The organism is Natranaeroarchaeum aerophilus (assembly GCF_023638055.1).
Taxonomy (GTDB): domain Archaea; phylum Halobacteriota; class Halobacteria; order Halobacteriales; family Natronoarchaeaceae; genus Natranaeroarchaeum; species Natranaeroarchaeum aerophilum.
On record NZ_JAKRVY010000008.1, the window covers coordinates 136,555 to 159,305 of the forward strand.

At 62.8% G+C, this 22,751-nt stretch carries 26 protein-coding genes; 13 read left to right on the forward strand and 13 right to left on the reverse strand.

Going from position 1 to position 22,751, the window contains the following annotated elements; all coding sequences use genetic code 11:
- The first annotated feature begins 221 nt into the window (after window positions 1-221).
- Both AArcSt11_RS13835 and AArcSt11_RS13840 read left to right on the forward strand, forming a co-directional pair.
- The gene (locus AArcSt11_RS13835; protein WP_250597929.1) at window positions 222-497 is read left to right on the forward strand and encodes a DUF5808 domain-containing protein; all 276 of its coding nucleotides are present in this window, start codon (window positions 222-224) and stop codon (window positions 495-497) included.
- Window positions 498-535: 38 nt separating this feature from the next.
- Window positions 536-1,075: an XTP/dITP diphosphatase gene (locus tag AArcSt11_RS13840; protein ID WP_250597930.1), complete on the forward strand. Its 540-nt coding sequence runs from the start codon at window positions 536-538 to the stop codon at window positions 1,073-1,075.
- Here the strand turns inward: AArcSt11_RS13840 and AArcSt11_RS13845 are convergent, their stop codons facing one another.
- The gene (locus AArcSt11_RS13845; RefSeq protein ID WP_250597932.1) at window positions 1,076-1,564 is read right to left on the reverse strand and encodes a DUF7384 family protein; all 489 of its coding nucleotides are present in this window, start codon (window positions 1,562-1,564) and stop codon (window positions 1,076-1,078) included.
- 194 nt (window positions 1,565-1,758) lie between these two features.
- Complete coding sequence (locus AArcSt11_RS13850) at window positions 1,759-2,040, reverse strand: winged helix-turn-helix domain-containing protein (RefSeq protein WP_250597933.1); 282 nt, start codon at window positions 2,038-2,040, stop codon at window positions 1,759-1,761.
- A 228-nt stretch (window positions 2,041-2,268) separates the two neighbouring features.
- On the opposite strand from AArcSt11_RS13850, the gene AArcSt11_RS13855 reads away from it, so the two are divergent.
- Both AArcSt11_RS13855 and AArcSt11_RS13860 read left to right on the forward strand, forming a co-directional pair.
- Window positions 2,269-2,832 carry a DoxX family protein gene (locus AArcSt11_RS13855; protein WP_250597934.1) on the forward strand — a complete coding sequence of 188 codons (564 nt, stop codon included), beginning with the start codon at window positions 2,269-2,271 and terminating at the stop codon, window positions 2,830-2,832.
- 235 nt (window positions 2,833-3,067) lie between these two features.
- Window positions 3,068-3,706: a DUF5806 family protein gene (locus tag AArcSt11_RS13860; protein ID WP_434803501.1), complete on the forward strand. Its 639-nt coding sequence runs from the start codon at window positions 3,068-3,070 to the stop codon at window positions 3,704-3,706.
- A gap of 87 nt (window positions 3,707-3,793) precedes the next feature.
- On the opposite strand, the gene AArcSt11_RS13865 is transcribed toward AArcSt11_RS13860, so the two are convergent.
- Window positions 3,794-5,089: a dihydroorotase gene (locus AArcSt11_RS13865; protein WP_250597935.1), complete on the reverse strand. Its 1,296-nt coding sequence runs from the start codon at window positions 5,087-5,089 to the stop codon at window positions 3,794-3,796.
- Between the two features lie 185 nt (window positions 5,090-5,274).
- On the opposite strand from AArcSt11_RS13865, the gene AArcSt11_RS13870 reads away from it, so the two are divergent.
- The gene (locus AArcSt11_RS13870) at window positions 5,275-5,793 is read left to right on the forward strand and encodes a DedA family protein (protein WP_250597936.1); all 519 of its coding nucleotides are present in this window, start codon (window positions 5,275-5,277) and stop codon (window positions 5,791-5,793) included.
- Here the strand turns inward: AArcSt11_RS13870 and AArcSt11_RS13875 are convergent.
- Window positions 5,790-6,488, reverse strand: coding sequence for a lipoate--protein ligase family protein (locus AArcSt11_RS13875; protein WP_250597937.1), 699 nt, complete (start codon window positions 6,486-6,488; stop codon window positions 5,790-5,792). The two genes, AArcSt11_RS13870 and AArcSt11_RS13875, sit on opposite strands and share 4 nt — an antisense overlap.
- A 38-nt stretch (window positions 6,489-6,526) precedes the next feature.
- On the opposite strand from AArcSt11_RS13875, the gene AArcSt11_RS13880 reads away from it, so the two are divergent.
- On the forward strand, window positions 6,527-7,363 hold the full coding sequence (locus AArcSt11_RS13880; RefSeq protein WP_250597938.1) for a DUF8155 domain-containing protein: 837 nt from the start codon (window positions 6,527-6,529) through the stop codon (window positions 7,361-7,363).
- A 149-nt stretch (window positions 7,364-7,512) separates the two neighbouring features.
- Here the strand turns inward: AArcSt11_RS13880 and AArcSt11_RS13885 are convergent, their stop codons facing one another.
- Genes AArcSt11_RS13885 through AArcSt11_RS13895 form a run of 3 tightly spaced genes read right to left on the reverse strand, consistent with a single transcriptional unit; the run spans window position 7,513 to window position 9,411 of the window.
- A complete protein-coding gene (locus AArcSt11_RS13885; RefSeq protein ID WP_250597940.1) occupies window positions 7,513-7,944 on the reverse strand; it encodes a VOC family protein in 432 nt (143 codons plus the stop codon).
- Window positions 7,928-8,800: a fructosamine kinase family protein gene (locus AArcSt11_RS13890; RefSeq protein WP_250597942.1), complete on the reverse strand. Its 873-nt coding sequence runs from the start codon at window positions 8,798-8,800 to the stop codon at window positions 7,928-7,930. The genes AArcSt11_RS13885 and AArcSt11_RS13890 overlap by 17 nt, the downstream gene beginning before the upstream one ends.
- A 38-nt stretch (window positions 8,801-8,838) precedes the next feature.
- Window positions 8,839-9,411: a cysteine hydrolase family protein gene (locus tag AArcSt11_RS13895; RefSeq protein ID WP_250597944.1), complete on the reverse strand. Its 573-nt coding sequence runs from the start codon at window positions 9,409-9,411 to the stop codon at window positions 8,839-8,841.
- A gap of 201 nt (window positions 9,412-9,612) precedes the next feature.
- On the opposite strand from AArcSt11_RS13895, the gene AArcSt11_RS13900 reads away from it, so the two are divergent.
- Window positions 9,613-10,662 carry an RNA-guided endonuclease InsQ/TnpB family protein gene (locus AArcSt11_RS13900; RefSeq protein ID WP_250597946.1) on the forward strand — a complete coding sequence of 350 codons (1,050 nt, stop codon included), beginning with the start codon at window positions 9,613-9,615 and terminating at the stop codon, window positions 10,660-10,662.
- Window positions 10,663-10,902: 240 nt separating this feature from the next.
- Here the strand turns inward: AArcSt11_RS13900 and AArcSt11_RS13905 are convergent, their stop codons facing one another.
- Window positions 10,903-11,367 carry a TRAM domain-containing protein gene (locus AArcSt11_RS13905; RefSeq protein ID WP_250597948.1) on the reverse strand — a complete coding sequence of 155 codons (465 nt, stop codon included), beginning with the start codon at window positions 11,365-11,367 and terminating at the stop codon, window positions 10,903-10,905.
- 160 nt (window positions 11,368-11,527) lie between these two features.
- Between AArcSt11_RS13905 and AArcSt11_RS13910 the strand changes: the two genes are divergently transcribed.
- The 4 genes from AArcSt11_RS13910 to AArcSt11_RS17115 all read left to right on the forward strand — a co-directional run bounded on the left by AArcSt11_RS13910 (window position 11,528) and on the right by AArcSt11_RS17115 (window position 17,980).
- Window positions 11,528-12,403: a DMT family transporter gene (locus tag AArcSt11_RS13910; RefSeq protein ID WP_250597950.1), complete on the forward strand. Its 876-nt coding sequence runs from the start codon at window positions 11,528-11,530 to the stop codon at window positions 12,401-12,403.
- A 155-nt stretch (window positions 12,404-12,558) separates the two neighbouring features.
- Window positions 12,559-13,863: a histidine--tRNA ligase gene (hisS, locus tag AArcSt11_RS13915; RefSeq protein ID WP_250597951.1), complete on the forward strand. Its 1,305-nt coding sequence runs from the start codon at window positions 12,559-12,561 to the stop codon at window positions 13,861-13,863.
- Between the two features lie 150 nt (window positions 13,864-14,013).
- The gene (locus tag AArcSt11_RS13920) at window positions 14,014-15,501 is read left to right on the forward strand and encodes an MATE family efflux transporter (protein WP_250597952.1); all 1,488 of its coding nucleotides are present in this window, start codon (window positions 14,014-14,016) and stop codon (window positions 15,499-15,501) included.
- A gap of 136 nt (window positions 15,502-15,637) precedes the next feature.
- Window positions 15,638-17,980 (forward strand): amino acid permease, encoded by a 2,343-nt coding sequence (locus tag AArcSt11_RS17115; protein ID WP_250597953.1) that lies wholly within the window; start codon window positions 15,638-15,640, stop codon window positions 17,978-17,980.
- A 65-nt stretch (window positions 17,981-18,045) separates the two neighbouring features.
- Here AArcSt11_RS17115 and AArcSt11_RS13930 read toward each other — a convergent pair whose 3' ends face one another.
- Window positions 18,046-19,329: an adenosylhomocysteinase gene (locus AArcSt11_RS13930; RefSeq protein WP_250597954.1), complete on the reverse strand. Its 1,284-nt coding sequence runs from the start codon at window positions 19,327-19,329 to the stop codon at window positions 18,046-18,048.
- Between the two features lie 206 nt (window positions 19,330-19,535).
- On the opposite strand from AArcSt11_RS13930, the gene AArcSt11_RS13935 reads away from it, so the two are divergent.
- Together AArcSt11_RS13935 and AArcSt11_RS13940 are read left to right on the forward strand one after the other, a co-directional pair.
- Window positions 19,536-19,805 carry an AbrB/MazE/SpoVT family DNA-binding domain-containing protein gene (locus AArcSt11_RS13935; protein ID WP_250597955.1) on the forward strand — a complete coding sequence of 90 codons (270 nt, stop codon included), beginning with the start codon at window positions 19,536-19,538 and terminating at the stop codon, window positions 19,803-19,805.
- Window positions 19,805-20,242 carry a type II toxin-antitoxin system VapC family toxin gene (locus tag AArcSt11_RS13940; protein ID WP_250597956.1) on the forward strand — a complete coding sequence of 146 codons (438 nt, stop codon included), beginning with the start codon at window positions 19,805-19,807 and terminating at the stop codon, window positions 20,240-20,242. The genes AArcSt11_RS13935 and AArcSt11_RS13940 overlap by 1 nt, the downstream gene beginning before the upstream one ends.
- Before the next feature lie 20 nt (window positions 20,243-20,262).
- Here AArcSt11_RS13940 and psmB read toward each other — a convergent pair whose 3' ends face one another.
- From psmB to AArcSt11_RS13960, 4 genes are all read right to left on the reverse strand, one after another.
- The gene (psmB, locus tag AArcSt11_RS13945) at window positions 20,263-20,967 is read right to left on the reverse strand and encodes an archaeal proteasome endopeptidase complex subunit beta (protein ID WP_250597957.1); all 705 of its coding nucleotides are present in this window, start codon (window positions 20,965-20,967) and stop codon (window positions 20,263-20,265) included.
- Entirely contained in the window at window positions 20,960-21,691 is a 732-nt protein-coding gene (gene psmA, locus AArcSt11_RS13950) for an archaeal proteasome endopeptidase complex subunit alpha (protein WP_250597958.1), read from the reverse strand. Before psmA ends, psmB begins: the two co-directional genes overlap by 8 nt.
- A gap of 350 nt (window positions 21,692-22,041) precedes the next feature.
- The gene (locus tag AArcSt11_RS13955; protein ID WP_250597960.1) at window positions 22,042-22,398 is read right to left on the reverse strand and encodes a type II toxin-antitoxin system VapC family toxin; all 357 of its coding nucleotides are present in this window, start codon (window positions 22,396-22,398) and stop codon (window positions 22,042-22,044) included.
- A gap of 34 nt (window positions 22,399-22,432) precedes the next feature.
- On the reverse strand, window positions 22,433-22,588 hold the full coding sequence (locus tag AArcSt11_RS13960; protein ID WP_250597962.1) for a hypothetical protein: 156 nt from the start codon (window positions 22,586-22,588) through the stop codon (window positions 22,433-22,435).
- Window positions 22,589-22,751 lie beyond the last annotated feature (163 nt).

The following is a 22,751-nucleotide window of genomic DNA, read 5'->3' on the forward strand; positions in this document are numbered from 1 at the left end:
GAGTCGGTCGAGACAAAAGGTGGTCGCGTCAGGGTGCGGCGATCGAGTTCGAACGGCCGTATATTTATAACCGATCCCGCGGCCAGAGCCCTCGTGCTCTGAGGAAACCGCTGTGGCGCTGGCCTGCGCGGGTGTTCGATACGCCGCGCCATACGCCGTTCGTATCGACTGTTCGCCCCACTACACCAACGTTGATTACGCTCCCGGCCATAACCTCTCGTATGGCCGACAAACCGACCTCCGGTGAGATCCTCGGCGTACCGTACAACTTCGACCGCCCGAACATGCGACGGCTCATCTCGTCATACTGGGAACCAGGCGAGGGGATGCTCGTCGAGAAGCCGTTCGGGGTCGGCTACACACTGAACCTCGCTAACTGGCGCTCGTGGGTGGTTCTGGCTGTCGCCGGCGCGCTCCTGTGGCTCGAAAGCGGGAGCGGTGAGGACACCGACGAGGCCGACGAGGAACCGGTCGAAGTCATCGTCGACGACGACTAACCGACGCCTATTTTCCCCGGGACTACCGACCGGGGTGTATGATCCAGTTTGTCACCAGCAACGAGGGGAAGGTCCGCGAAGCACGGGAATACCTCCCCGAAACGGTTCGACAGGTCAACTACGATTACACCGAGATCCAGAGCGACGACCTTGAAGCCATCGTCACGCGTGGCGCACGCGAGGCCTACCGCGAGATCGAGGGCGACGAGCCGGTGCTGGTCGATGATACTGGGCTGTTCATCGACGCGTTTGAGGGCTTTCCGGGGCCGTACTCGGCGTACGTCGACGATACACTGGGTATCGAGCGCGTCCAGAAGCTAGTCGAGCGTGAGGAGAACCACCGCGCCGCGTTCCGAACCGTGCTGGGCTACTGCGACGGGAAAACCGTCGAGACCTTCGAGGGAAGTCTTCGAGGTCGGATTGTTCCACCGCGTGGCGACGGCGGCTTCGGCTACGATCCCATCTTCGAGCACGACGGCCGGACGCTCGCCGAGCTATCGACTGAGGAGAAAAACGCGATTTCCCATCGTGCTCGGGCACTGGCGGCCTTTGCGGACTGGCTGGCTGTACAGAAGTGATCAGGACCGCGGATCCCGATCCGGACCCGGGTACTCGCCGTCGTGTAACACTCCATAGAGACTTTCGGGGTCGAAGACGGTAGCAAATGCGTTCGGGTGTCTGACGCTCACTGTAACGTGGCTCTGTAGCGATGCCCCTGCCTGTGCACTGTTCAACCGTTCGTCGAACGAGAGGACATGCGCTGCCTTCCCGCGGTAGGCACTGGCGAGTGCGGGGTGATCGTCCGGTGGATGTTCAACGGAAACCCGCTCCCGTTCGATCCTGGCTCGCCACTCCTCGGCCAGCCGCTCGTTCGCGAACTGTTCGATCAGCCCCGTGGCGTCGTCCAGCAGGTGGTCGCTTGCCACCAGCTTGACCCAGGAGTGAGCACGGACGTGATCGAGCGCGTCTCGGGGTGGACCCCCCACGAGGAGGTCCGCCGCCAGCACGTCGGCATCCGCGACGACACTGGCCGGGTCGACGTCCATCTCGGTGTGTCGGTTACTCATCTGTCGGCGTCGCTCGGCGCTCCGTGAGCGCATCCGAAAGCTCCGACTCGCTGACCGACCATTCCTCGGCGTGTTCGAACAGCTCCATCCAGTTCATACAAACACAACGACATCAAGTGTCAAAAACCGATCGGCACCCGACCCCAGTCGCACGGTTGTCTGTCAACGCTCTATATATCCAGAGAGTGCTCTCGTTATTCGGCGCAGGCACCGGGTTCGGCACACCCGTCGGCGCGGGCCATGGCGTCCTCGTCGATCTCGTAGAGGCTCTGTCTTGCGTCCGCAAAATAGACGTCTTCGTCGACGATACCGATATCCTCGAGTCGCTCCAGGGCGTAGCGAACGGTTCGAGCCGATAGCATCGACTCCTCGACTATCTGTTTCTGTGTCAGGGGACCGTCGTACTCCAGTACTTTGAACACGAGCTTTGCGCTCGGCGGTAGGTCTTCGATATGTTCCCCGTCAGTGCCAGCCATCGTTATGCGTGAAGTTGTGCCAGAGCCATAAAGATTGATGGGTTACCATCGGGTGACCGCGATGTGCCAATCAGTTACTGTCCGCTATGGGCTCGTTACATCCGGATCCGAATCAGGATCAGCTACCGGCCGCGTGTGTTCTCTCGAACATGTTCTCAGATGCTGAGAACCGCGTCGGGTCTTCAAGTACTGATAGCGCCGATCAATGAGTGTACGAGGCAGATCACGATGTCCACGAAATCACAAAACCGACTCGAAAGCCAGTACGCGGGAATTAACCTCGAAGGCCAGCCACACGCCCTGAGTGCGTGGTTTGTCGTCCTACTCCGGGTCATGATCGGCGGCATGATCCTCTTTGCCGGACTCGGCAAATACGCCATCTTCAGCGGCGAGGCCTTCGACGCCGGCGGCTACCTCGCCAACGTCGACGCAGTCAGCCCCGCCAGCGGCCTGTTCGCACTAATGGCCGAGAGTGGGCTGTTCATGGAATTCGTCAACGTAATCGTCCCACTGACGCAGGTCCTGATCGGCCTCGCACTCATCACCGGCGCGTTCGTTCGCCTCGCCGCCCTCGGCGGTGCCATGCAGATGGCGCTGTTCTACCTCGGCGGCTGGCCCGCAGAGTGGCTCGCCGTCTTCGACTCGACGCTCATCTACGCCGTCGTCTTCCTGGCGGTGGCCGCCTTCGGCGCAGGCCGAATCCTCGGCCTCGACAAACACATCGAACAGCTGGACATCGGCGGCGAACCACTCATCGAAAAGTACCCCGCCGCAAAGTACATCCTCGGCTGAGCCGAGGACCCCACACGCGGCTCCGTCAAGACGGGCAGAATCAGGAAGGACGGGCACAACCGACACGACCACCGAACGTCGTACTCTCGTTTTCCGACAATCACTACGTGAGTGCCAACCCCAGCACGACGACAATTCTTTTGCCACCGCCTCGGCAATGAGAGGTATGACCGAGGAGTCGCCGGGGACAGGCATCGATGGGGAGCACGCTGACCGACCGGTAGCACACGACGAGATGGACGACAATCCCGAACCGGACGATACACCCGATACGGGCAACGACCCTGAAATGGACGCCGAATCATCGAGTTCACCACAGCCCGGCGTCCCGGATACCGATTCGCAGGTTCCCGAGGACGTCCAGAAGTACGAGAAGTTCACCAAGATGGACGGCGCACAGTACGACCGTGTCAACGAGTTCCTGCGCGACCGGACGTATATCACTGCCCGCGAGTGGGCGATCGCCCGGCTCTGTGCCGATTTCCGGACCGAAACGGGCGTCGAGATGACCAAGATCGGTGAGAACCTGCCCGAACTGGTCCCCTTCATGACCGACACCTACAGCCCACAGGCGGTCAATCAGGCGCGCGCGTCGTTCGAGGAGAAGGTTCGCACTGCAGGGGCAACCTTCCTCTACGGGGCGATGTGTGACTTCTTCACCGCCGAAGAGCTCGATGACGTGATGTACGAGGTCACCGAGGTCGCAAAGTTCCTGCTCGAAGTCGAGGGCGTCGACCTGGACGTCGAGGACGAACTCGACGCCGAAGACCGTATCTCGGCAGTGATGCGGGAGGTCCGCTCGTCGAGCGAGCAGTTACGCCACGACGCCGCCGAATGCCCTCACTGTGGCGGCGACCTGGACGCCCACGAGTAGCGATTCACGGCGAGAGGGGTTTTTACCGTGTCGGCGGCCGGATCGGTACCGTGTCGCCGTGACGCTCGACTGGCAGCGGGGCGAGAATCACTGTCCGCCATGTTCGCGAACGTTCCGGCCGACTGCGTCGCCGAACTCACCCTCCTGATAGACGACCTCTCCACGAACCATCGTGAGTTCGGGGAAGACGCCCGGCAGTCCCGCAAACGGCGTCCATTCGCACTTCGTGTGCAGCGTCTCGGCGTCGATCTCGGTCGCCTCGGCAGGGTCAAAGAGGACAAGATCGGCGTCGTAGCCTTCCTCGATCCGACCTTTGCGGGCGAGGCCGAACGTCTCCGCGGGGTTGGCGGCGATGAGATCGCGAACGCGCTCGTAGGAAAAGCGGTCCTGACGGGCCTCTTCGAGCAGGAGTGGAAGCATCGTCTCGACGCCCGGCACGCCGCTCGGAGCCTCCCAGATCCCGGCGTCTTTCTCGTCGAGCGTGTGCGGTGCGTGATCAGTCGCGATCATGTCGACAGTGCCGTCGGCGACCGCCTCGTAGACGTCCCGGCGGCGCTCCTCGTCGCGCAGGGGCGGGTTCATCCGCCCGTGAGTACCGAGTTCCTCGAGGTCGTCCCGCGAGAGAAAGAGGTGGTGGGTCGTTACCTCACAGGTCGCGTCGCCATCTTTCGCGGCCGTGATCCCCTCCGGCGTGCTGGTGTGGGCGATGTGGACGTCCGTGCCGGTGTCGCCAGCAACCTCGATAGCGCGCTCGACCGCCGCTTGCTCGGCTTCGGGCGTCCGGAAGGCGCTCCAGAGGTCGGCGTTCGCGTCAGTGCCTGCACCAACCGCGGGCATATCCTTGACCGACTCGTCGAACAGCGTCGCGTCCTCGGCGTGAACTGTGACGGTCGTGTCGTGTGCACCCGCGCGCTCGACGGCATTGGCGAACAGGTCGGCATCGATTCCCATCTCGCCGGTCGAGTCGGCGAGGAAGACCTCGCCGAGCGCGAACAGGGGGCGTTCGAACAGTTCCTCTGGGGACCAGTCGGCGGTGACCCCGCCGTTGATCCCGTAATCGACGTAGGAGGCCGCCGCAAGCTCGGCCTTCCGGTCGAATCCTTCACCGTCCGTGGTCGCCGGATCGGTGTTGGGCTGGTCGACGACGGTCGTCACGCCGCCCGCCGCGGCGCTTTTCGAGCCGGTTTCCCACGTTTCCTTGTGCGAGAAGCCCGGCTGGCGAAAGTGGACGTGAACGTCGATCGCGCCCGGAAAGAGGCGCTTTCCGTCGGCGTCGATGTCTGCTACTCCGTCGAGCGACGGTTCGACGGCCGCAATACGTCCGTCTTCGATCCGGACGTCGACCTCGCGGTCGTCCGGCAAGACGGCGTTCGTGATGAGCATGGTAGTACTGAATCGGCGAGGCCCCTAAACGTCCCGAATGTCGGTGAGGCGGTGACCGTGACGAACTGAACAAGCAGAACACCACCTTCGGTGTAACATTGTATATAATGTCACAATGTTACACCGGCTGGACGTCCGCGCCGAGTACAAGAGCTTTATAGCCACGGTTCCATTGGATAGTTGAAATGATAGACGCGGCCGCAGGGCTGACGATCGACCTCGTCGCCCGGTACGGCGTCGTGGTGCTCTTTCTGGTCTTCGTACTGGAGGGTGCGCTCGTCGGGAAGGTGATCCCGACGCGGACGCTGTTCGTTGCGGTCGTCGTCGCGATGGGGACGAGTCTGCTGGACGTCGTCCCGGTTCTCGCCGCCGCGGTCCTCGGGGCGACGGTCGGCCAGTCGATCCTGTTCGTGCTTGTCAGGCGGCGCGAGATCGACCTCGCGGCGATAGATCGCGTCCCGATCGACGCCGAGGGACTGGATCGTGCGGAAGGCTGGCTCGATCGGTGGGGATCACCGGCCATCGCAGTGACGAACGTCCTTCCGGTGGCGCGCGGCTCGTTGATCGTCCCGATGGCAATGTCGGACACGCCAGCGTACCGCTTTTCGGCGTGGTCGATGGCAGGTTCGACGGTCTACGGCGGCGCGCTGGTCGGGGTTGCTATCGGTATCGAGAGCCTCGCCGTCCTCGCCGGGCTATTCTAATCCTCGACGTCGACGAACTCGCCGACAGAGAGAACGGTCCGTGTTTCGTCACCGACAAAGGCATTTTCAAGCGCGCGAGCGACGGCTCCCGGCTCGGCAGGCCCGCCTGCACTGGCGACGCTACCGACAGAGTGCGGATCAAACGGGACGCCGAGCGTGTCGTAGACCGGATCAAGCACGTCACCGATCGCCGTGCAGTCGTCGACGATCACGATTCCCGAGACCAGCGCCGCGCCGCTTCGGACCCGCTGTGCGATGCCGACGAGCTTGCCATCCGCCTGCAGGGAGTACGATCCGGGACAGAATGCCTCCGGCGGCTCACCCGCCGTGGCATCGACGCCGAGCCCCGCCAGCGCCTGCTGGACGGTCGTCGTCGCGTCGTCGTATCGGTCACCCAGCCCCTGTCGGAGATCATCGATCGGGCGCGCGTGTGCGAACGCGAGCGTCGTCCCAGTGTAGGCCACAGCGCGCCCGCCGACGCTCCGCTCCGTCGGCGTGAACCCGCGCTTCCGGGCAGCCGCTCGGGCAGCCTCGTAGCCGTCCTCGTTGGCGTCACGACGCCCGAATGTGACCTGTTGGTGGGGCGTCCAGACGCGAAGCGCAGGCTGGCGATTCTCTGCGGTTCGATCGAGCATCGCCGCCGTTGCCGCACGATCGGCCGCGCGCGTCGCCGCACGGCCGCGAACGAGCTTCATCGACACGCGTTAAGTACTCGCACACTAAAGCCCGTTCGATGGTCACCCTCTCCGAACGCGTCCTCTCCCAGTATCGACGGTTTTCCCTGTACAACTCGCCGTACACCGCCCACGACACCGGCTCGGCGATCGACCTCTATCCCGACGCCGATGCCACGACCGTGCCGAGTCCCGTGACCGGAACGGTCGCCCTGACCCGGACGGTGCAGGCACCACCGAAACCCTACGCCGAGCGAGAGGATTACCTGATCGTCGTCGATACCGGCGACCAGCTGGTGCGGATCATGCACGTCGATCCGAGCGTCGAGCCGGGCGACCGGGTGAGTATCGGCGACTCGCTCGGCCGCCCGGTTCGAGCTGGCTTCTTCGCGCCGTGGGTCGACAATCACCTCCACGTCGGAATTCGACCGCGTGACGCCGACCCGGTCAGGGCGTCGGGCTCCCTGCCGATCGAGCCCGCAGTCGACGTCGAAGCCCTCGCGTGGGACGGGCGCGGGACCGTCGTCGAGCGTGGCGAGACGTACGCCGTCCTCGACGAGCCGGCACATCCCGCGCCGGGCGAGTACTTCGTCGGGCTGGGAACGCTTGACGGGCAAGCGGTGCTCGACGGCGGGCTGCCACACTACGACTGCGGCGGGCTGATCGGTGCGGGAACAAGCGGCCATACGGACCGCGAGCCCGTCGAGCTAGCCGGTAGCCAGGTCGGCGTCGCGACCGGCCGGGACGTCACATGGGACGACGTGACCGTGCTAGCGAACGGCGAGCCGATCACCGGCATCGCGCTGTTTGCCGACCGGGAGCGCTTCGGCGCGAAACTGATCTGTCCGGACGCCGTATTTCAGCGGGGAGAGCGGGTTCGCGTCCGGATCGAGTAGAGCTATCATCCCCGTAATATCCTGCGTGTATTGACAGGGATGTGGCTGTTCGCGGTCGGCAACGGGAACGTACCGGGCGGAGCACAGCGACGACGATATCGGGAGCTGGGGCTTCGAGTTCGAGTTGACGGCCCGATCGCTGGCGACACCTACTCCAGCCAGCGAAACAGTTCGACCTCGTAGCCATCGGGGTCCTCGACGAACGCCGCGCGAGCGTTCGCCTCCTCAACGGTGAGTGGTCCCTTCAGTACTGTACAGCCCGTCTCGGAGACCAGTTCCTCGACGGTCTCGTCGACGTCATCGACCAGCAGCGCGAGGTGAACGATCCCTGAAGGCTCGATCTCTGTGTCCCCGCTCTCGTCGTGAACGAACTGGATCGCCGTATCGAGTTCCTCACCACTCACGTAGTAGTGGTGCGTTCCGTCGACGTGAAAGTCGTGTTCGTAGACCAGTCCGAGTCCGTCCTCGTAGAAGGCTTTCGTGGCATCGAGATCCGACACTGCGACCGCGGTGTGCTGGACCTCCATGCCCACCAGTTCGTCGTCGTCCGGATAAACGGTTCCATCAGAGGCCGACAGCATCGAGTGCCTCGTCGAGGCGTGGTCGCACTTCCGCCCCGAAATACCGGACGTTTTCGAGGACGTGAAAGACCGTGTAGACGTCTTTGCGCCCCTCGAAGTAGCCCGCATCGATCGAACGGGTTTGGCGATACTGGTCGAGAAACGCCTCGCCGATTTCGGGCGACCGTTGTACGTATGCCAGCCCGAGTTCGTCGTGACCGAAGTAGATCGCCGGATCGATCACCGCCTGTACCGCGCCGTCAGCGACCACGACGTTACCGGGATGCAGGTCCCCGTGGACCAGCGAGGGACTGGGCGGTTCGACGAGCAGGTCGTCGAGTCGATCCGCGAGACGGCGGATCCGTGCGAGCCCCTCGTCAGTGAGCGAGCCGTCCTCGTGAGCGGCTCGCGCGAACGGACGCAGGCGCTGGTCGCGGAAGAACTCGATCCACGAGTCGGTCCACGGGTTCGACTGGATGAACGGTCCCGAGAGGGTGTCGAACTCGAACCCGTAGGCGTCGGCGGTCACGTCGTGAAGCGCTGCGAGGTGATCGGCGAGGTCTCGCTCTGCGCGCTCGTCGAAGACGCCGTCGCCCTCGACGTACTCCATCACGAGCAGGTCAGACTCGACGTAGTAGACGTCGGGGACGGGAAGCTGCGTCTCGGCGGCGAGCCAGCGGAGCATTCGCGCCTCGTTCTCCAGCGGACTGTCGTCGACTTTCGCGGCGACCGGCGCTCGGTCGGCGAAATCGACGCGGAACACCCGTCCGACCAGCCCGCCGTCGAGTTCGGTCACCGACCGGACCGTGGCGTCGAGTGCGGTTGCGACCCGGTCACCGACCGCGTCCGCATCCGGGAGCGAAGACTCGTCCTTCATCGTCTGCACTGACACGGCCGAGGGCGAAAAACCTCCGATTACTCGAACTCGATCTCCGCACGCGTCGTGACCTCGCCAAAGAGCCACTCGGCGTGCTCCAGAGCGTACTCTTTGTGGTCGTCCTCGATCGCCCCGATGGCGTCCTCGACGAGGATCGGTCGGTAGTCACGCAGCCCAGCGCTTCCTGCGGTGTGGAGCACGCAGACGTTCGCAAGCGTTCCACAGAACACCAGATCGTCGATTCCACGCGCGCTCAGCCAGCCGTCGAGTTCGGTTTCGTGAAAGGCGTCGTAGGTGTGTTTCTCGACGACGTGATCGTCGGGCTGGATCGTGAGTTCCTCGACGAGTTCTGCTTCCCACGAGCCCTCGCGGACGTGCTCGCCCCACTGCTCGAACTCGTCGTAGTAGTGGTTCCCCTCGAACTGCTGGGGAGGATGGACATCTCGCGTGTAGACGATCTGAACGCCCGCCTCACGGGCGCGCTCGATCAGGTCGGCGATGGGCTCGATCACGTCCTCGCTTCCCGGCGCGTAGAGCGCACCGTCGGGATGGGCGAAGCCGTTCTGCATGTCGACGATAACGAGCGCGGTCGTATCAGGGTCAAGCCTCATAGGAGGTTGTAACGGGTCGTCGCTCAAAAAGACACCTGGACACAAGTTGTCGGAGCCGTAGCATTTACAGGTTGAACAAGCGCAATGCCACGGCCTTTAGGCCGTGGATACGCGCCGTCACTAAGTGACACAATCTACCGACGATAGCACGGCCTGATATTCCAGCAGATACTTAAGCAACCACGTCAAATTACAGTTGTAATGGTCACGGTGACTGTCACCGCGAAGTTCCACAATCCATCCCTCTCACGGCGGAAAGAGTGGCAACACGCTACTCGTCTCTACCGTGACACCAAGCAGTTCTGCATCGACGGATGGGAGAACGACGACTTCGGCAAATCCGTGACCACGGCCAGCATCGACAACGACCTCTACTCGGCCATCCAGAACCAAGCCATTCGAGAGGCGAAAGCCGACCACAACAAGGACGGAGAGGTTCGCTACCGAGAGAGTCAGCCGTTCGCCGTCAACAACCAGAACTGGGAGCTCGACACGACCGAGAACGGCACGGTCGTCGTCGGCTTTCCGTGCGTCTCCCAATGGTGGTACACCCCGATAGAAGTGTACGACGACATTGCCGACCCCGTAGACCGACTGCTCGAAGGAGACGCCGACAAGAGCCGTCTACAGGTCTACCGTCGCGGAGACGACTGGTACTGTACGTTCAACATCGAATACGACGCCGACACGTCGGGGGAGACGCCCATCGGTGTCGATATTGGTGAACGGCACATCCTCGCTGTGACCGCCTACGGTGAGGACGAGTCAATACTGGTGTCTGGTAGTGAGGCGAAATACGTTCGACGCAAATATCGTTCCCTACGCGATTCGCTTTCGCAAGCGGGTGCGCTTCGCGCACGTAACCGTGTGGGTGACAAAGAACAGCGTCGAATCAAAGACTTGAACCACAAACTCTCTCGTCGTCTCATCACGTTCGCGGAACAGTTCGAGAATCCCGTCATTCGGATGGAAGACCTCGAAGGCATCCGCGAGAACAGTTCGTGGTCGGGCGTTCACTCATGGCACTTCCACCAACTCCAACAGTTCATCACGTACAAAGCCGAACGCACTGGTATCCGAGTCGAGAAAGTCGATGCGTACCATACCAGCCAGCGGTGTTCGGAATGTGGTTCGATGGGAACCCGTGATGGCGACCACTTTTCGTGTTCGGAGTGCGGTCGTGGACGCCACGCTGACCTGAACGCTTCGGAGAATATCGCACAACGGGAGGGTGAACCATGCACGGGCTAACGTTTCGGGCGAGTCGAACCGTGCTACCTCGCTGGTTAAATAGCCAGCTGTCTTCGACGCCCGCTGTATGCGGGGAGGAAGGCCCCATTGACAGGGCTGTACGCGCTGAAAAGCACACCGTTGGTCACAACTCGGTGGCGACCGTTGACGTTCCACGCGAAAGCGTACTTGAGAACCGAGGAAACGCGCAACCTGAATATCCACTTCGCGGATTCCCGCGTCTTTAGGCGCGGGAGGATGTCAAGAGCCCCAGAAGTCCTCGCGACTCCCGAGCTGAGGGCGGCGGTCAGTGGGATCGGCCCTGTCCCGATCGGTGTCATCATCGTCCTCTTGCACGCCCGACTCTGCACTCTCGTCTCTATCCTCGTCGTCCATCGGGAGCCGTTCGACCTCCTCGCCCTGCGCGTGGTTCGAGTGGACATTGGTGATCTTGACGCGAGCCCGCGCATCGGGGAGAATGCCATCGACGAGGATAATAAAGCCATCCTCGGTGCGGCCGACCCCGGCACCGCTCTCGTGAATATCGGTCACGTCAACGACGACCTCCTCTTTGGGTTTGACAGGCTGGGTCTTCAGCTCGGAGATCGGCTGGGCGTAGTGGGTACACCATTCCTTGCCACCACGGTCCCCGTAGTGGCTACATCCCATCCCCTCGATCCGCTCTGAAAAGCTCGGGCAGTCGTCCGCCAGTGGACAGTTAGCCATAGCGAGAGCTACTGTACCGGCCAAGTAAACGCTTGCGATGCGACACCCACCCCATCTGTGCGATGTTTCGACGGATGTTTTAGATACCGTGACAAATCCCGGCGTATGTTTTTGATCGTGAGCTCCCAGCCGTGCTCGACCCGGTCGAGGTGGTAACTCGATGGAACTGGGACTTGGCTATTCGATCCTTGCCGCGTTCGTCTGGGGCGGCTACCTGTTCGTCCTCAAGCGCTATTTCAACGACTTCCCGGCGACGACACTCGCAGTCGTCGTCAACGCCTTCGCCATCGTCTTCTACGCGCCGGTCACGATCCAGGCGCTCCGGAACGGTGACGGAGCCGCACTTGCGGGTGCCGGGATCGAACACGTCGCCGTGATCACGCTGACGATCCTGACAACTGCGGGCGGGTTCATCTTCTTTCTGTACGCAATTCAGGCGGGAGAAGTGTCCTACGTCGCGCCGATCAACAAGATCGTCCCGGTCTTCGTCCTCCCGATCGAGGTCATGGTCCTCGGGCAGTTCCTGACGCCGCTACAGGTCGCTGGCGTCGTCGTCGCGACGCTGGCGGTCTACGTGGCGAACTACCGGGCCGGGAGTCTGCTGGATCCGATCCGTCGTGCCGCCCACTCACGACCGGCACAGCTGGCGTTGCTGTCGGCGATGCTGTTTGCGGTGACCGACGTGGGTCGTCGGGTCGTCCTGCAGGAACTCGCGGTGCCGACCGCGATCTGGGTCCCACTGTTGCTGGCGGGCGTCCTCGTCGTCTTTCTGCCCTCTGCGTTGCGACACCCACCGGACGATCTGCGCGGCGCGCTGCCAAAACTCGCCGGGGCGGGTGCGATCGTCGCGCTGGGCGAACACACGACGACCATCGCCTTCTCGCTCATTCCAGCGAGCATCGCCTCCCCGATCGTCAACACGCAGGCGATCGTCGCCGTGATCCTCGGCGGCGTCCTGCTCGGCGAGGAACACTTCCGGATCCGGATCGTCGCCGCGGTGCTCGCAGTCGTCGGCGTGACGATGATCGCCATCTGAACGCAGTACTGGGCCCAGAACCCACACTACATATTTCGAAGCGTATTACTTCGAATACTGTAGTGTGAATCGAGGCGAGTGTTCTCCCCGTACCGGACGCCACCGCGAGGGGCAGAAAGACAGGTTTCAAGCGTCCCCTCGGCGAACCTACCCCCATGTACGAACGCATCAAGGGCTTTCGCGATTTCTACCCCACGGAAATGCAGGCCCGTCGGCAGGTCTTCGACGAGGTCGAGTCCACCGTTCGGGGCTACGGGTTCCGCGAAATCGGGACGCCAGCGATGGAGGACGCACAGCTGTACATCGACAAGAGCGGCGAGGAGATCGTCGACGAACTCTACAGTTTCGAGGACAAGGGGGGACGTCACGTCGCGCTCACGCCCGAGTTGACGCCGACGGTCGCCCGGATGGTCGTCGCCAAACAACAGGAGCTCTCGAAGCCGATCAAGTGGTTCTCGACGCGACCGTTCTGGCGCTACGAGGAGCCCCAGCAGGGCCGATTCCGGGAGTTCTACCAGACAAACGTCGACATCTTCGGCTCCGCCGAGCCGAGCGCCGACGCCGAGATCCTGGCCGTCGCGGCCGACATGCTGCGGAACCTCGGCCTCGACGCCGAGGACTTCGAGTTCCGCGTCTCCCATCGGGACATCCTCGGTGGCCTCCTCGAGGCCTTCGAGGGCGAGATCGCCACCCAGCAGGCGATCCGGGCCGTCGACAAGAGCGCGAAGATCGAGACCGCCGAGTACCACGACCTGCTCGTCGACGCCGGACTCTCCTACGAGCAGGCCCGCGAGTTCGACGACCTGCTCGACGTCGACGAGGACGAACTCGACGAACTGATCGAGTTCGCGGGAACTGACCGCATCGACGAGGCAGTGACTAACCTCCGGAACGTGCTCGCCGCCGCCGAGGACTTCGGCGTCCGCGAGTACTGTGATCTCTCGCTTGAGACCGCCCGGGGGCTCGATTACTACACCGGCGTCGTCTTCGAGTGTTTCGACTCGACGGGCGAGGTCTCCCGCGCCGTCTTCGGTGGCGGTCGCTACGACGACCTCATCGAGAGCTTCGGCGGGCAGCCCACGCCCGCGGTCGGCTTCGCGCCCGGCGATGCGACGCTTTCCCTGCTGCTCCAGCGTGCCGGGGTCTGGCCCGAGGAGGAACTCTCGACGGATTACTACGTCCTGCAGGTCGGCGACACCCGTCCCGTCGCTGCGCGGATCGCCCGCGAGCTACGGGAAGCAGGCAACGTCGTCGAGACAGACGTCGCCGACCGGAGCTTCGGCGCACAGATGAACTACGCCGACTCGGTAAACGCCGAGACGGTCGTGATCGTCGGCGAGCGCGACCTCGAAAACGACGAAGTGACGCTCAAGGATATGGAAAGCGGCGATCAGGTGCAGGCTCCGGTTAGCGAGTTCCCCGGCGAGCACGACCGACCCACGATCGAGGAGTTCGAGTAGGGCAATCCCGAGAGCGTACCTTGCGGGGCGTTCTTTCTGCACCAGGGGATTCTTTCTGAACCGTGAGAGGTTTATCTCTGTGCGGGAGAGGCACGTCTATCCAAACTGTGAACGACGAACTCTTCGGAGATATGTGGGGGCTATGCCGCAGTGAGTGAGGACCGATCCGTCGATCTCACAGAGGGGCGACTGTTCGTCCCGCTACTCGTACTGTCGGGGCCGATCGTTGCCTCCCAGCTGCTGCAGGTGTCGTACAACCTGATCGACACGTACTTCGTCGGACGGCTCGGGGCCGATGCCGTCGCGGCGCTTGGCTTTGCGCTCCCCTTTGCCTTCCTGATGATCAGTCTCGGGAGCGGCCTGACGGTCGCCGGAACCGTGCTGGTCGCCCAGCACAAGGGCGCGGGTAACGAGGAAAAGGTCGCCCGCGTGGCCGGGCAGACGATTACGTTCGTCTCGATCACGTCCGTCATCCTCGCCGCGATCGGATACGTGCTCGCACCAGCTCTCCTGCCGTACATCGGCACCGATCCGGGCACCGCGACCCACCGGATGGCCGTCGAGTACACCCGGACGATCTTCGTCGGGGTCGTCTTCATGTTCGGCTTCTTCATTTTCCAGGCGATCCTCCGGGGGTGGGGCGATACGCGGACCCCCCTGTATCTGATGAGCCTGAGCGTCGCGATCAACATTCTCCTCGACCCGTTCTTGATCCTCGGCTTCGAGAACAACCCGCTGTTCGAGTGGGCTGGGCTGCTCGACCTTCAGTCCGACCTGCTCGCCGCGACGGGCTTTACGGGCTATGGTGTGCAGGGTGCAGCGATCGCCACTGTCTTTTCACGCGGTGTCAGCGCAGCCATCGGCTTCTGGCTGCTGTTTACCGGACGCGTCGGGATCGATCTCTCCCTTGCGGATCTCAAACCCGAGCTGGACGTCGTGCGAAAGATCCTCGACGTCGGCGGCCCCTCGGGGCTCGAACGCGGTGCCGACTCGCTTGCCTACACCGGCATGACCGCACTCGTCGGTCTCGTCAGTGCGGACGCCGTCGCCGCCTACGGGATCGGCAACCGGATCAACACGCTGGTCTACCTCCCTGCGGTCGGACTGGCTCAGGGGACCGAGACGGCGGTCGGCCAGAACCTCGGCGCGGGCAAGCAGGGCCGGGCACGAAAAGCCGTCCTGCTCAGTTCGGGGATCATCTTCGGCGTCCTCGCCGTGTTCAGCGTACTCGCGTTCGTTTTCGCCGAAACGATCGTTTCGATCTTCATCGAGGGCGACGGTGCCGACGCTGTCGTCCGGATGGGGACGGACTATTTCAAGATCATCGGCCCGACCTACGTGTTCATGGGCCTCTTTCAGGTGATCAATGCGGGCTTCCGCGGCGCGGGCAGTACACGAACGGCGTTCATCTTCTCGCTGGTCGCCCAGTGGGGCCTGCGGATCCCGCCGACGCTCGTCTTCATTACCGCGCTCTCGATGGGCGCGATGGGCGTCTGGTGGGGGATCGCGTTCTCGCACGTCGCCGCCGCTGCGGTGGTCGCGGTCTGGTTCCTCGTCGGCGATTGGGATCAGGGCGTTATCGAGCGAGACGACGACCAGCAGGAAGCCAGCGAGGGGGTGGCACCCGCCGGGGAGTAAGTGCGTGTACAGGCCTCCAGCGATACCTTACTAGTTAGGAATCTTCCTTATTTGTACCAAGTACAACGCAGGAACAGATGCTGCCCCGTACGTGCTCACGGCCTGTGAGCGGCTACTCCCGACGAGGTGTTGTAGCGTGCCGTCCGGATTAAAACGCGATCTCGGACTACCCGAGACCACGGCGATCGCTATCGGTGCGATGGTTGGCTCGGGGATCTTCATTCTACCTGCGCTAGCCTACGAAATCGCCGGGACGACGGTTATTCTTGCGTTCATTATCGCGGCCGTACTGGTACTCCCGGCGGCTGCAAGCAAAGCCGAAATGGCGACAGCGATGCCCGAAGACGGGGGGACCTACATCTACGTCGAGCGGGGGATGGGACCGCTGTTGGGAACGATCGCAGGTGTCGGCACGTGGTTCTCGCTGTCGTTCAAAGGTGCACTCGCGCTGGTAGGCGGCGTCCCGTATCTCATCTACCTCGCCGGAGGGGAGTTGCCACTCTCTATCAGGGCGATTGCGATTACAGTCGCCGTAGTCCTGATTGCGTTAAACCTAGTCGGATCGGACGTCACCGGGCGCTTTCAGGTCGGGATCGTGGCGATTATGCTTGCGATAATGATGCTGTTTATTACGATCGGCACGCCGCAGGTGCAAGCCCCTCGTCTGGAAGGGGCGTTCGATCCCCGGTCGTCCGGGGCACTGTCACTGTTTGAGGCGGCAGGCGCTGTCTTCGTTTCCTACGCCGGCGTCACGAAAGTCGCCAGCGTCGCCGAGGAGATCGAAAATCCGTCGCGGAATATCCCACTGGGAATTTTCATTTCGCTGTTTTTCACCGCTGCACTGTACGTACTGGTCGTGCTCGTGACGATCGGCGTCGTCGACGCACCCGGGGGAACCCTCGGGACGATCGATATCCCCGGAGCGGAAGACGCCGTGATCGCCGAGGCGGCGAACAACCTGCTGGGCTGGCCGGGCGTGATCGCGATCACTATCGCTGCGATGTTTGCACTCATCAGTACGGCCAACGCCGGAATCCTCTCGGCATCGCGGTATCCCTTTGCGATGGCCCGGGACGATCTGGCCCCACGGCAGTTCACCGACATCAGCGAGCGCTTCGGTACACCATCGAAAGCGGTCACGCTTACCGGTGCAATCATCCTGCTGATGATCGCGTTCGTACCGATTCTCCAGATCGCAAAACTCGCGTCTGCGTTCCAGATCCTCGTGTTCGTGCTGGTCAACCTCGCGCTGATCGGCTTCCGGGAGGGTGCCGTCGACGGCTACGATCCGGACTACGTGGCCCCACTGTATCCCTGGTTACAGCTGTTCGGGATCGTCGCCGGACTGGGCCTGCTGACGACGATGGGGACGATCCCGATCGTCGGCGCGGTGGTGATCACCGGCGGTTCGATGGCCTGGTACTACACGTACGCCCACAAGCGGATCGACCGCGAAGGGGCGGCTCGTTCCGGGATCCGACAGGAGGTCAGCGCCACCGCGCTCGACCGGACCCGTGATCTGTTCGAGAGCACCCGCGAGTACGACGTGCTGGTCGCGATCACCGAACGAACCTCCGATCGAGCGAAACGCGACATGGTCCGTATGGCGACTGATCTCGGACGGCTCCGGACCACGGTGGTGACGGTCGCCGAGTTCCTCGACGTTCCACACCGAGTGTTCCACGAGGACCACGCGGAGGTGTACGATCTGGACGAACCGGAGTGGATCCGTGACGAGTCAGGTGACCGCCCCGACTGGCTCCCTGATGGGGCCTTCCGACCGCCAAAGCGTACCTCGGGCGGAGTGCAGATAGACGCCAAACGGACCGACGATCGCCCGACGACAAAGGTCGAACATCGCGAGATCGACAGCGAGGATCACAAGGAAGCCATCGTCGACTACGCGACCTACGAGGGCTACGACCTGCTGGTGCTCGAACGCGACCGAGCCCACCTCCACGAGCGTATGTTCGGCAACGAGACCGACTGGTTGCTGAAAAACGCGCCGTGTGACGTGATGCTCGTCGAGGACCGGGGCTTCGACGGTGCCGACGAGATCGCGGTCGTCGCTGCCCGCGGCACGTACGATCCGATCAAGCTCCTGATTGCCGACGCAGTCGCCGAGGAGACCGGTGCATCGATCCACCTCATTCAGGCGCTCGGCGAGGACGCCCCCGACACCCAGCGCGAGGACGTCGAGCAGTACCACCAGGAGCTCATCTCGATCTGTACCGTGGAGGCTCGCTCGTCGATCATCGAGACCGACGACCGCGTGGCAGGGCTCGCCCGCTTCGTCGGTGACGCCGACCTGCTGGTCACGGGTGTCGATAGCAGTGGGCTCAGAGGGCGACTCCTGAGCAGCCCGAGCAACCAGCTCGTTGAGTCCGTCGAGTGTACCGCCGTGATGGTGCAGGGCCACGACAGCACCAGAGCACAGGGACTGATCGGCCGGCTACTGATGAACTACGTCTTCAAATAGGAGAGCGCCGATACCGTGTTTCGGTCGCGTTCGTACGGCAACGCCGCGATAGCAACCGTCAGTCGCTACGTCCCGTGGTCCCAGCTGTTCATGTACTCCGACTGCTCGGCGGACAGCGAGTCGAACTCGACACCGTCGGCGTCGAGTTTGATCTCGGCGACCTCCCGGTCGAGCTCGTCGGGTACGTCGTGAACACCAGCATCGTACTCCGAGCCGTTCTGGGCGATCTCGCGGGCGGCAACGGCCTGAATGCCGAAGCTCTGGTCCATCACTTCGACCGGATGCCCCAGTGCGATCGGCGAGGCGAGGTTGACGAGTCGACCCTCCGCGAGGACGTTCAGGCGGCGGCCATCGTCGAGTTCGTAGGTCTGGACGCCGTCACGGGCCTCGTAGGTGTCGACCGCGAGATCCGAAAGCTGGTCGAGGTTGACCTCGACGTCGAAGTGGCCCGCGTTGGCGAGCAAGACGCCATCCCGCATAACCTCGAAGTGTTCCTCGGTGATGACGTCACGATTCCCGGTCGTCGTGATGAACACGTCACCCTCCTTTGCGGCCTCGGCCATCGGCATGACCTCGTAGCCCTCCATGTGGGCTTCGAGCGCACGGCGTGGCTCGACCTCGGTGACGATGACGTCGGCGTTCTGGCCTTCGGCCTTCTTGGCGACGCCGCGGCCACAGTCGCCGTACCCGGCGACGACGAGGGTCTTGCCGGCCCACGAGAGGTTCGTCGTCATGGCGATGTTTGCAAGCGAAGACTCGCCGGTGCCGTGGACGTTGTCGAACAGCCGCTTCATCGGCGTGTCGTTGACCGCGAAGACGGGGTAGTCGAGTTCGCCGTCCTCGGCCATCGCGCGCAGGCGGTGGACGCCGGTCGTGGTCTCCTCACAGCCACCCACGATCGAATCGATCAGTTCGGGATACTCCTGGTGGATGCGGAAGATCAGATCCGCGCCGTCGTCGACGGTGATCGTCGGGTCGTGGTCGATGACGGCATCGATGGCGGCGTAGTACTCCTCGTCGTCGACGCCGCGTTTCGCGTAGCTGGTGATCCGGTCGTGCTCGTCCAGCGCAGCGGAGACGTCGTCGTGGGTCGAGAGGGGATTACAGCCGGTGATCGCCACGTCCGCGCCGCCTTCGGCGAGCAGTTCGACGAGGCAGGCGGTTTTTGCTTCGACGTGCATCGCCATCCCGACGCGCTCGCCCGCAAGGGGCTGGTCGGCAACGAAGTCGTCGCGGAGTGCGTTCAGGATCGGCATGTGCTGGCGCGCCCAGTCCATCTTTCGGTGGCCGTCCTCGCGAGCGCCCTCGACGTCGTCGAGCTGCTCGGAGATCGGCTGATAGTCGCTCATGCTCGTACGAACGGCCAGCGGCTTCTTTATGCTACCGGACCTGTGTCGTGTGTTCGACTGGAAGGCAGGACTCGGGTGTCATCGCTCCGGCTCTGGGTGTCACAATGTAACGTTGTAAACAAAGTCACAATGTAACACCAGCTGGCGAGTGGGAAGCCACCACATGTGGCGCCACATGTATATGAGTGAGAGTAGTAACCCACACTATGGCAACTGGTGATGCACCGGAAGAGACGAAAGTAAGTGATCGAGGAATGGTCACGATTCCCGCCTCGCTTCGGCGACGCCTCGACATCGAGCCCGGTGACAAACTCCGCTGGAACGTCGACGGCGAGGATCTATCCGTCAAAATCGTGAGGCAGCGCTACGGAGCGTTCGAGGATGACGACCTGCAAGCGGATTTTGGCAGCACTGACAGCGGTGCTCACGATGTCGCAGGATACGACTCCGATCCGTCGTTCGGCGAGGACAACTGATGGGCCAGGTCGTCGTCGATACGAACGTCCTTATCGATTACAAAAACGTCGGCGCTGGCAACCGGCACCAGCAAGCTGTCGAGATTGTTCGCGGCATCGACAGCGGGGAGTTACCAGCGGGTGTCGTGACGGACAGTGTCCTGCTGGAGACGCTGAACTGGATCCACGAGCGACAGCGCCACGACATAGCGGTCGACCTGCGCCAGCGACTCTCCGAATCGGCCGGGTTCGAACTCGTCCACTCCGCACAAGCGGACTTTCACCGGGCTGTCGAACTGTTCGAGACCTACGACGGGCTCGCCTTTGGGGACGCCGTGATCGCAGCGTATATGGAGCGAACCGACATCGAGTATCTGTTCTCCTGGGACGACGACTTCGATGCCCTCGACCGGTGTATTCGGCTATATAGTGCCGAAAACCCGTTCAGGAGCGGGTAGATGGCTTCCAGACTCCAGGTCTATAACACGTCGTCGAACTCCTTGTTGCCCTGAATCTCGACGCCCTCGCTGGTGATATCAGCGAGGTAGATCCCGTTACCGCTCCCGGTGTCGCGTTCGGTCGCACTCTGGACCGCGCGGGCGACGACCGACCGGGCCTCATCAAGCGAGAGACCCTCCTCGTAGTACTGTTCGAGCGTCCCGTAGGCGATCTGCATCCCGCTTCCGGTGACCGTGTAGTCGTCGGCCACCACACCGCCGGCGGGGTCGATGCTGTAGACGTGGCTGCCGTCTTCATCGACGCCGCCGAGGATCGGGTTGATCGCGCGGAACGGGCCGCCGCGGGCGAAGTTGCCCGCGAGCGTCGCCAGCGCCGGGATGTTCATCGGCTCGCCGCGGCGCGTCTCGTAGAGTGACGCTTCCGCACGCAGGCTGCTGATGAACGACTGGGCACCGCCGACCGAGCCGACGAGCGTCATCGCCGCCGTCGGGTGGATCGGTTCGACCTTCTGGATGTCCTTGTTCGAGACGAAGCGGCCGCCGAGGCTGGCTCGCATGTCGGTGCCGATCACGACGCCGTCGTCGGTCGCGATCCCGACCGTCGTCGTTCCGGTCGAGGTGACGAGATCGTTGTCCTTCGTCGCTCCGTCGTCGGCAATGGGGCCAAGTTCGGGATCGAGTGGAGACTGGCTGGTTCCGTCTGGTCCGGGGATCCAGTTACTCATCGAAGCTCACCTCGTCGAGGATGCCTTCGAGATCATCGCGTGGCACGGCTTCGTAGGTCTCGGTGTCTACTGGCACAGTCGCAACCTCGACGTCGTCGGCCGTGAGATCGTCCTCGGACGTCGCCGCGAGCGCGCCCAGTGCGAGCTCGATCCCGCCGTCGAGATCGATCTCCTGGCTGTAATTCTCCTCGAGATACGCCTGGCTGTCCTCTCGGCCGCCGCCGATGGCGACCGCCTGCCACTCGTAATCCGTCCCGGAGGGGTCGGTCTCGAACAGGCGCGGTTCGCCGTGTTCGACACCGGCGACGAGCAGGGCAACGCCGAACGGTCGCGCACCGCCCGTCTGGGTGTACTCCTGGATATGATCGGTCACCGATCGAGTGAGCGTCTCGACGCTGATCGTCTCGCCATAGCGCAGTTGTTCGGTCTGGGCCCGGCGTCGGGCGACGTCGACGAGTTTGCGCGCGTCGGCCACGTGACCGGCGCTCGCGATGCCGACGTGATCGTCGACCTGGTGGATCTTTTCGACGCTCGATTGCTCCATGAGCGGCGAGCGAACGCTACGGTTCGCGGCGATCACGACGCCATCTGGCGTACGAACGCCGACGCTCCCGGTACCGCGCTTGACGGCTTCACGTGCGTACTCTACCTGGTAGAGGCGGCCGTCGGGCGAGAAAATCGTCGTCCCGCGGTCGTATGCTTGCTGTTGAGATTGGTTTTGCATTTGATTGTAGTCATCGACCGAGTGGTCGACTAACCTTACCCGAAGTAAGGGATTGTTATTTATATCCCTTTTGTAGCGCAGAAACGTATCGCGAGAAGAGCGTCTCCACGCCTATGAACCCCGGGAAGATCCCACGGACGCTGCAGCCGACCGCAACCTGACCGACGCGTCGGCTGCCGACGACGCCGGCATCGAGGGGCCGTCGGAAAGTGACACGCTCGTCCGCCAGGCCGACTAACTTCCGCTCGTGCTACCCGCGGAGTCGCTCTCCACGATCGTCGAGTACATCGATACGATCGACCACACCCCGGTTTCCACATCCTCAGCGCGTCGTCGACCGGACGTAGCGATTACTCACGAACGACAGTCGTTGGGTCGATTGCGCCGGCCTCCTGTAATTCGGCGTCGAACGAGACGAGTTCGGCGTCCTGGTTGCGCGCACAGGCCAGAATGAGACAGTCGATCGGGTAGAGAAGCGTGTCGTTTTGCAGCCGATTGGCAGTCATTATGTCGGACCCACTAGGGATCACGATGCGTACGTCGGTCGTAATTTCGTCCTGAATAGCGTGCGCTCGCAACTGCTCGAGGCGCCGTTTCTTCGTCAGAACAGAGCGCAGTTCCATGAAGTTCATCGTCGACGTGAGGAACTCCTGATCGGCATCGAGCAATTCGGTGGCTATGTCTCCCGAGTCGGGGTCGTCAGTCACGACCGCGATGAAGAATTCGTATCCAGAAAGAGCCTCATCGTCGTTCGCGAAAGGACCGAACTTCTTCGACGGAGTCGACGTCAAGTTCGGCGGCGACTCCACGGAGTCGAGTCCCGAGCGGATCACGCTCGTCCTCTGTCTCGTCGGTCGAACGTGTAAATTCGCTTGCCTCGTTGGCATACACTCCCATGGATGGAACAAAGTATGCTAACAATAAAATCGTTTAGTACAACTCTTCGTCCATCTTGCCGACTGAGAGCTATATTCGCGGGCGTTCACTCCTACGTAGGTTGTGATGCTCATTCGACGACTGCTGGATCGGGTTCCAGCGCGTTCCAGTCGATCTCGGCGTC

Excerpts from the sequence above, each read along its gene's own strand:
- AArcSt11_RS13855 (WP_250597934.1), top strand. The coding sequence starts at position 2,269 with ATGTCCACGAAATCACAAAACCGACTCGAAAGCCAGTACGCGGGAATT.
- psmB (WP_250597957.1), bottom strand. The coding sequence starts at position 20,967 with ATGAGTAACTGGATCCCCGGACCAGACGGAACCAGCCAGTCTCCACTC.
- AArcSt11_RS13930 (WP_250597954.1), bottom strand. The coding sequence starts at position 19,329 with ATGAGCGACTATCAGCCGATCTCCGAGCAGCTCGACGACGTCGAGGGC.
- AArcSt11_RS13850 (WP_250597933.1), bottom strand. The coding sequence starts at position 2,040 with ATGGCTGGCACTGACGGGGAACATATCGAAGACCTACCGCCGAGCGCA.
- AArcSt11_RS13870 (WP_250597936.1), top strand. The coding sequence starts at position 5,275 with ATGATAGACGCGGCCGCAGGGCTGACGATCGACCTCGTCGCCCGGTAC.
- AArcSt11_RS13875 (WP_250597937.1), bottom strand. The coding sequence starts at position 6,488 with ATGAAGCTCGTTCGCGGCCGTGCGGCGACGCGCGCGGCCGATCGTGCG.
- AArcSt11_RS13865 (WP_250597935.1), bottom strand. The coding sequence starts at position 5,089 with ATGCTCATCACGAACGCCGTCTTGCCGGACGACCGCGAGGTCGACGTC.
- AArcSt11_RS13935 (WP_250597955.1), top strand. The coding sequence starts at position 19,536 with ATGGCAACTGGTGATGCACCGGAAGAGACGAAAGTAAGTGATCGAGGA.
- AArcSt11_RS13860 (WP_434803501.1), top strand. The coding sequence starts at position 3,068 with ATGGACGACAATCCCGAACCGGACGATACACCCGATACGGGCAACGAC.
- AArcSt11_RS13960 (WP_250597962.1), bottom strand. The coding sequence starts at position 22,588 with ATGGGAGTGTATGCCAACGAGGCAAGCGAATTTACACGTTCGACCGAC.
- AArcSt11_RS13845 (WP_250597932.1), bottom strand. The coding sequence starts at position 1,564 with ATGAGTAACCGACACACCGAGATGGACGTCGACCCGGCCAGTGTCGTC.
- AArcSt11_RS13940 (WP_250597956.1), top strand. The coding sequence starts at position 19,805 with ATGGGCCAGGTCGTCGTCGATACGAACGTCCTTATCGATTACAAAAAC.
- AArcSt11_RS13895 (WP_250597944.1), bottom strand. The coding sequence starts at position 9,411 with ATGAGGCTTGACCCTGATACGACCGCGCTCGTTATCGTCGACATGCAG.
- AArcSt11_RS13905 (WP_250597948.1), bottom strand. The coding sequence starts at position 11,367 with ATGGCTAACTGTCCACTGGCGGACGACTGCCCGAGCTTTTCAGAGCGG.
- AArcSt11_RS13840 (WP_250597930.1), top strand. The coding sequence starts at position 536 with ATGATCCAGTTTGTCACCAGCAACGAGGGGAAGGTCCGCGAAGCACGG.
- AArcSt11_RS13880 (WP_250597938.1), top strand. The coding sequence starts at position 6,527 with ATGGTCACCCTCTCCGAACGCGTCCTCTCCCAGTATCGACGGTTTTCC.
- AArcSt11_RS13835 (WP_250597929.1), top strand. The coding sequence starts at position 222 with ATGGCCGACAAACCGACCTCCGGTGAGATCCTCGGCGTACCGTACAAC.
- AArcSt11_RS13890 (WP_250597942.1), bottom strand. The coding sequence starts at position 8,800 with ATGAAGGACGAGTCTTCGCTCCCGGATGCGGACGCGGTCGGTGACCGG.
- AArcSt11_RS13885 (WP_250597940.1), bottom strand. The coding sequence starts at position 7,944 with ATGCTGTCGGCCTCTGATGGAACCGTTTATCCGGACGACGACGAACTG.
- AArcSt11_RS13910 (WP_250597950.1), top strand. The coding sequence starts at position 11,528 with ATGGAACTGGGACTTGGCTATTCGATCCTTGCCGCGTTCGTCTGGGGC.
- psmA (WP_250597958.1), bottom strand. The coding sequence starts at position 21,691 with ATGCAAAACCAATCTCAACAGCAAGCATACGACCGCGGGACGACGATT.
- AArcSt11_RS13900 (WP_250597946.1), top strand. The coding sequence starts at position 9,613 with ATGGTCACGGTGACTGTCACCGCGAAGTTCCACAATCCATCCCTCTCA.
- hisS (WP_250597951.1), top strand. The coding sequence starts at position 12,559 with ATGTACGAACGCATCAAGGGCTTTCGCGATTTCTACCCCACGGAAATG.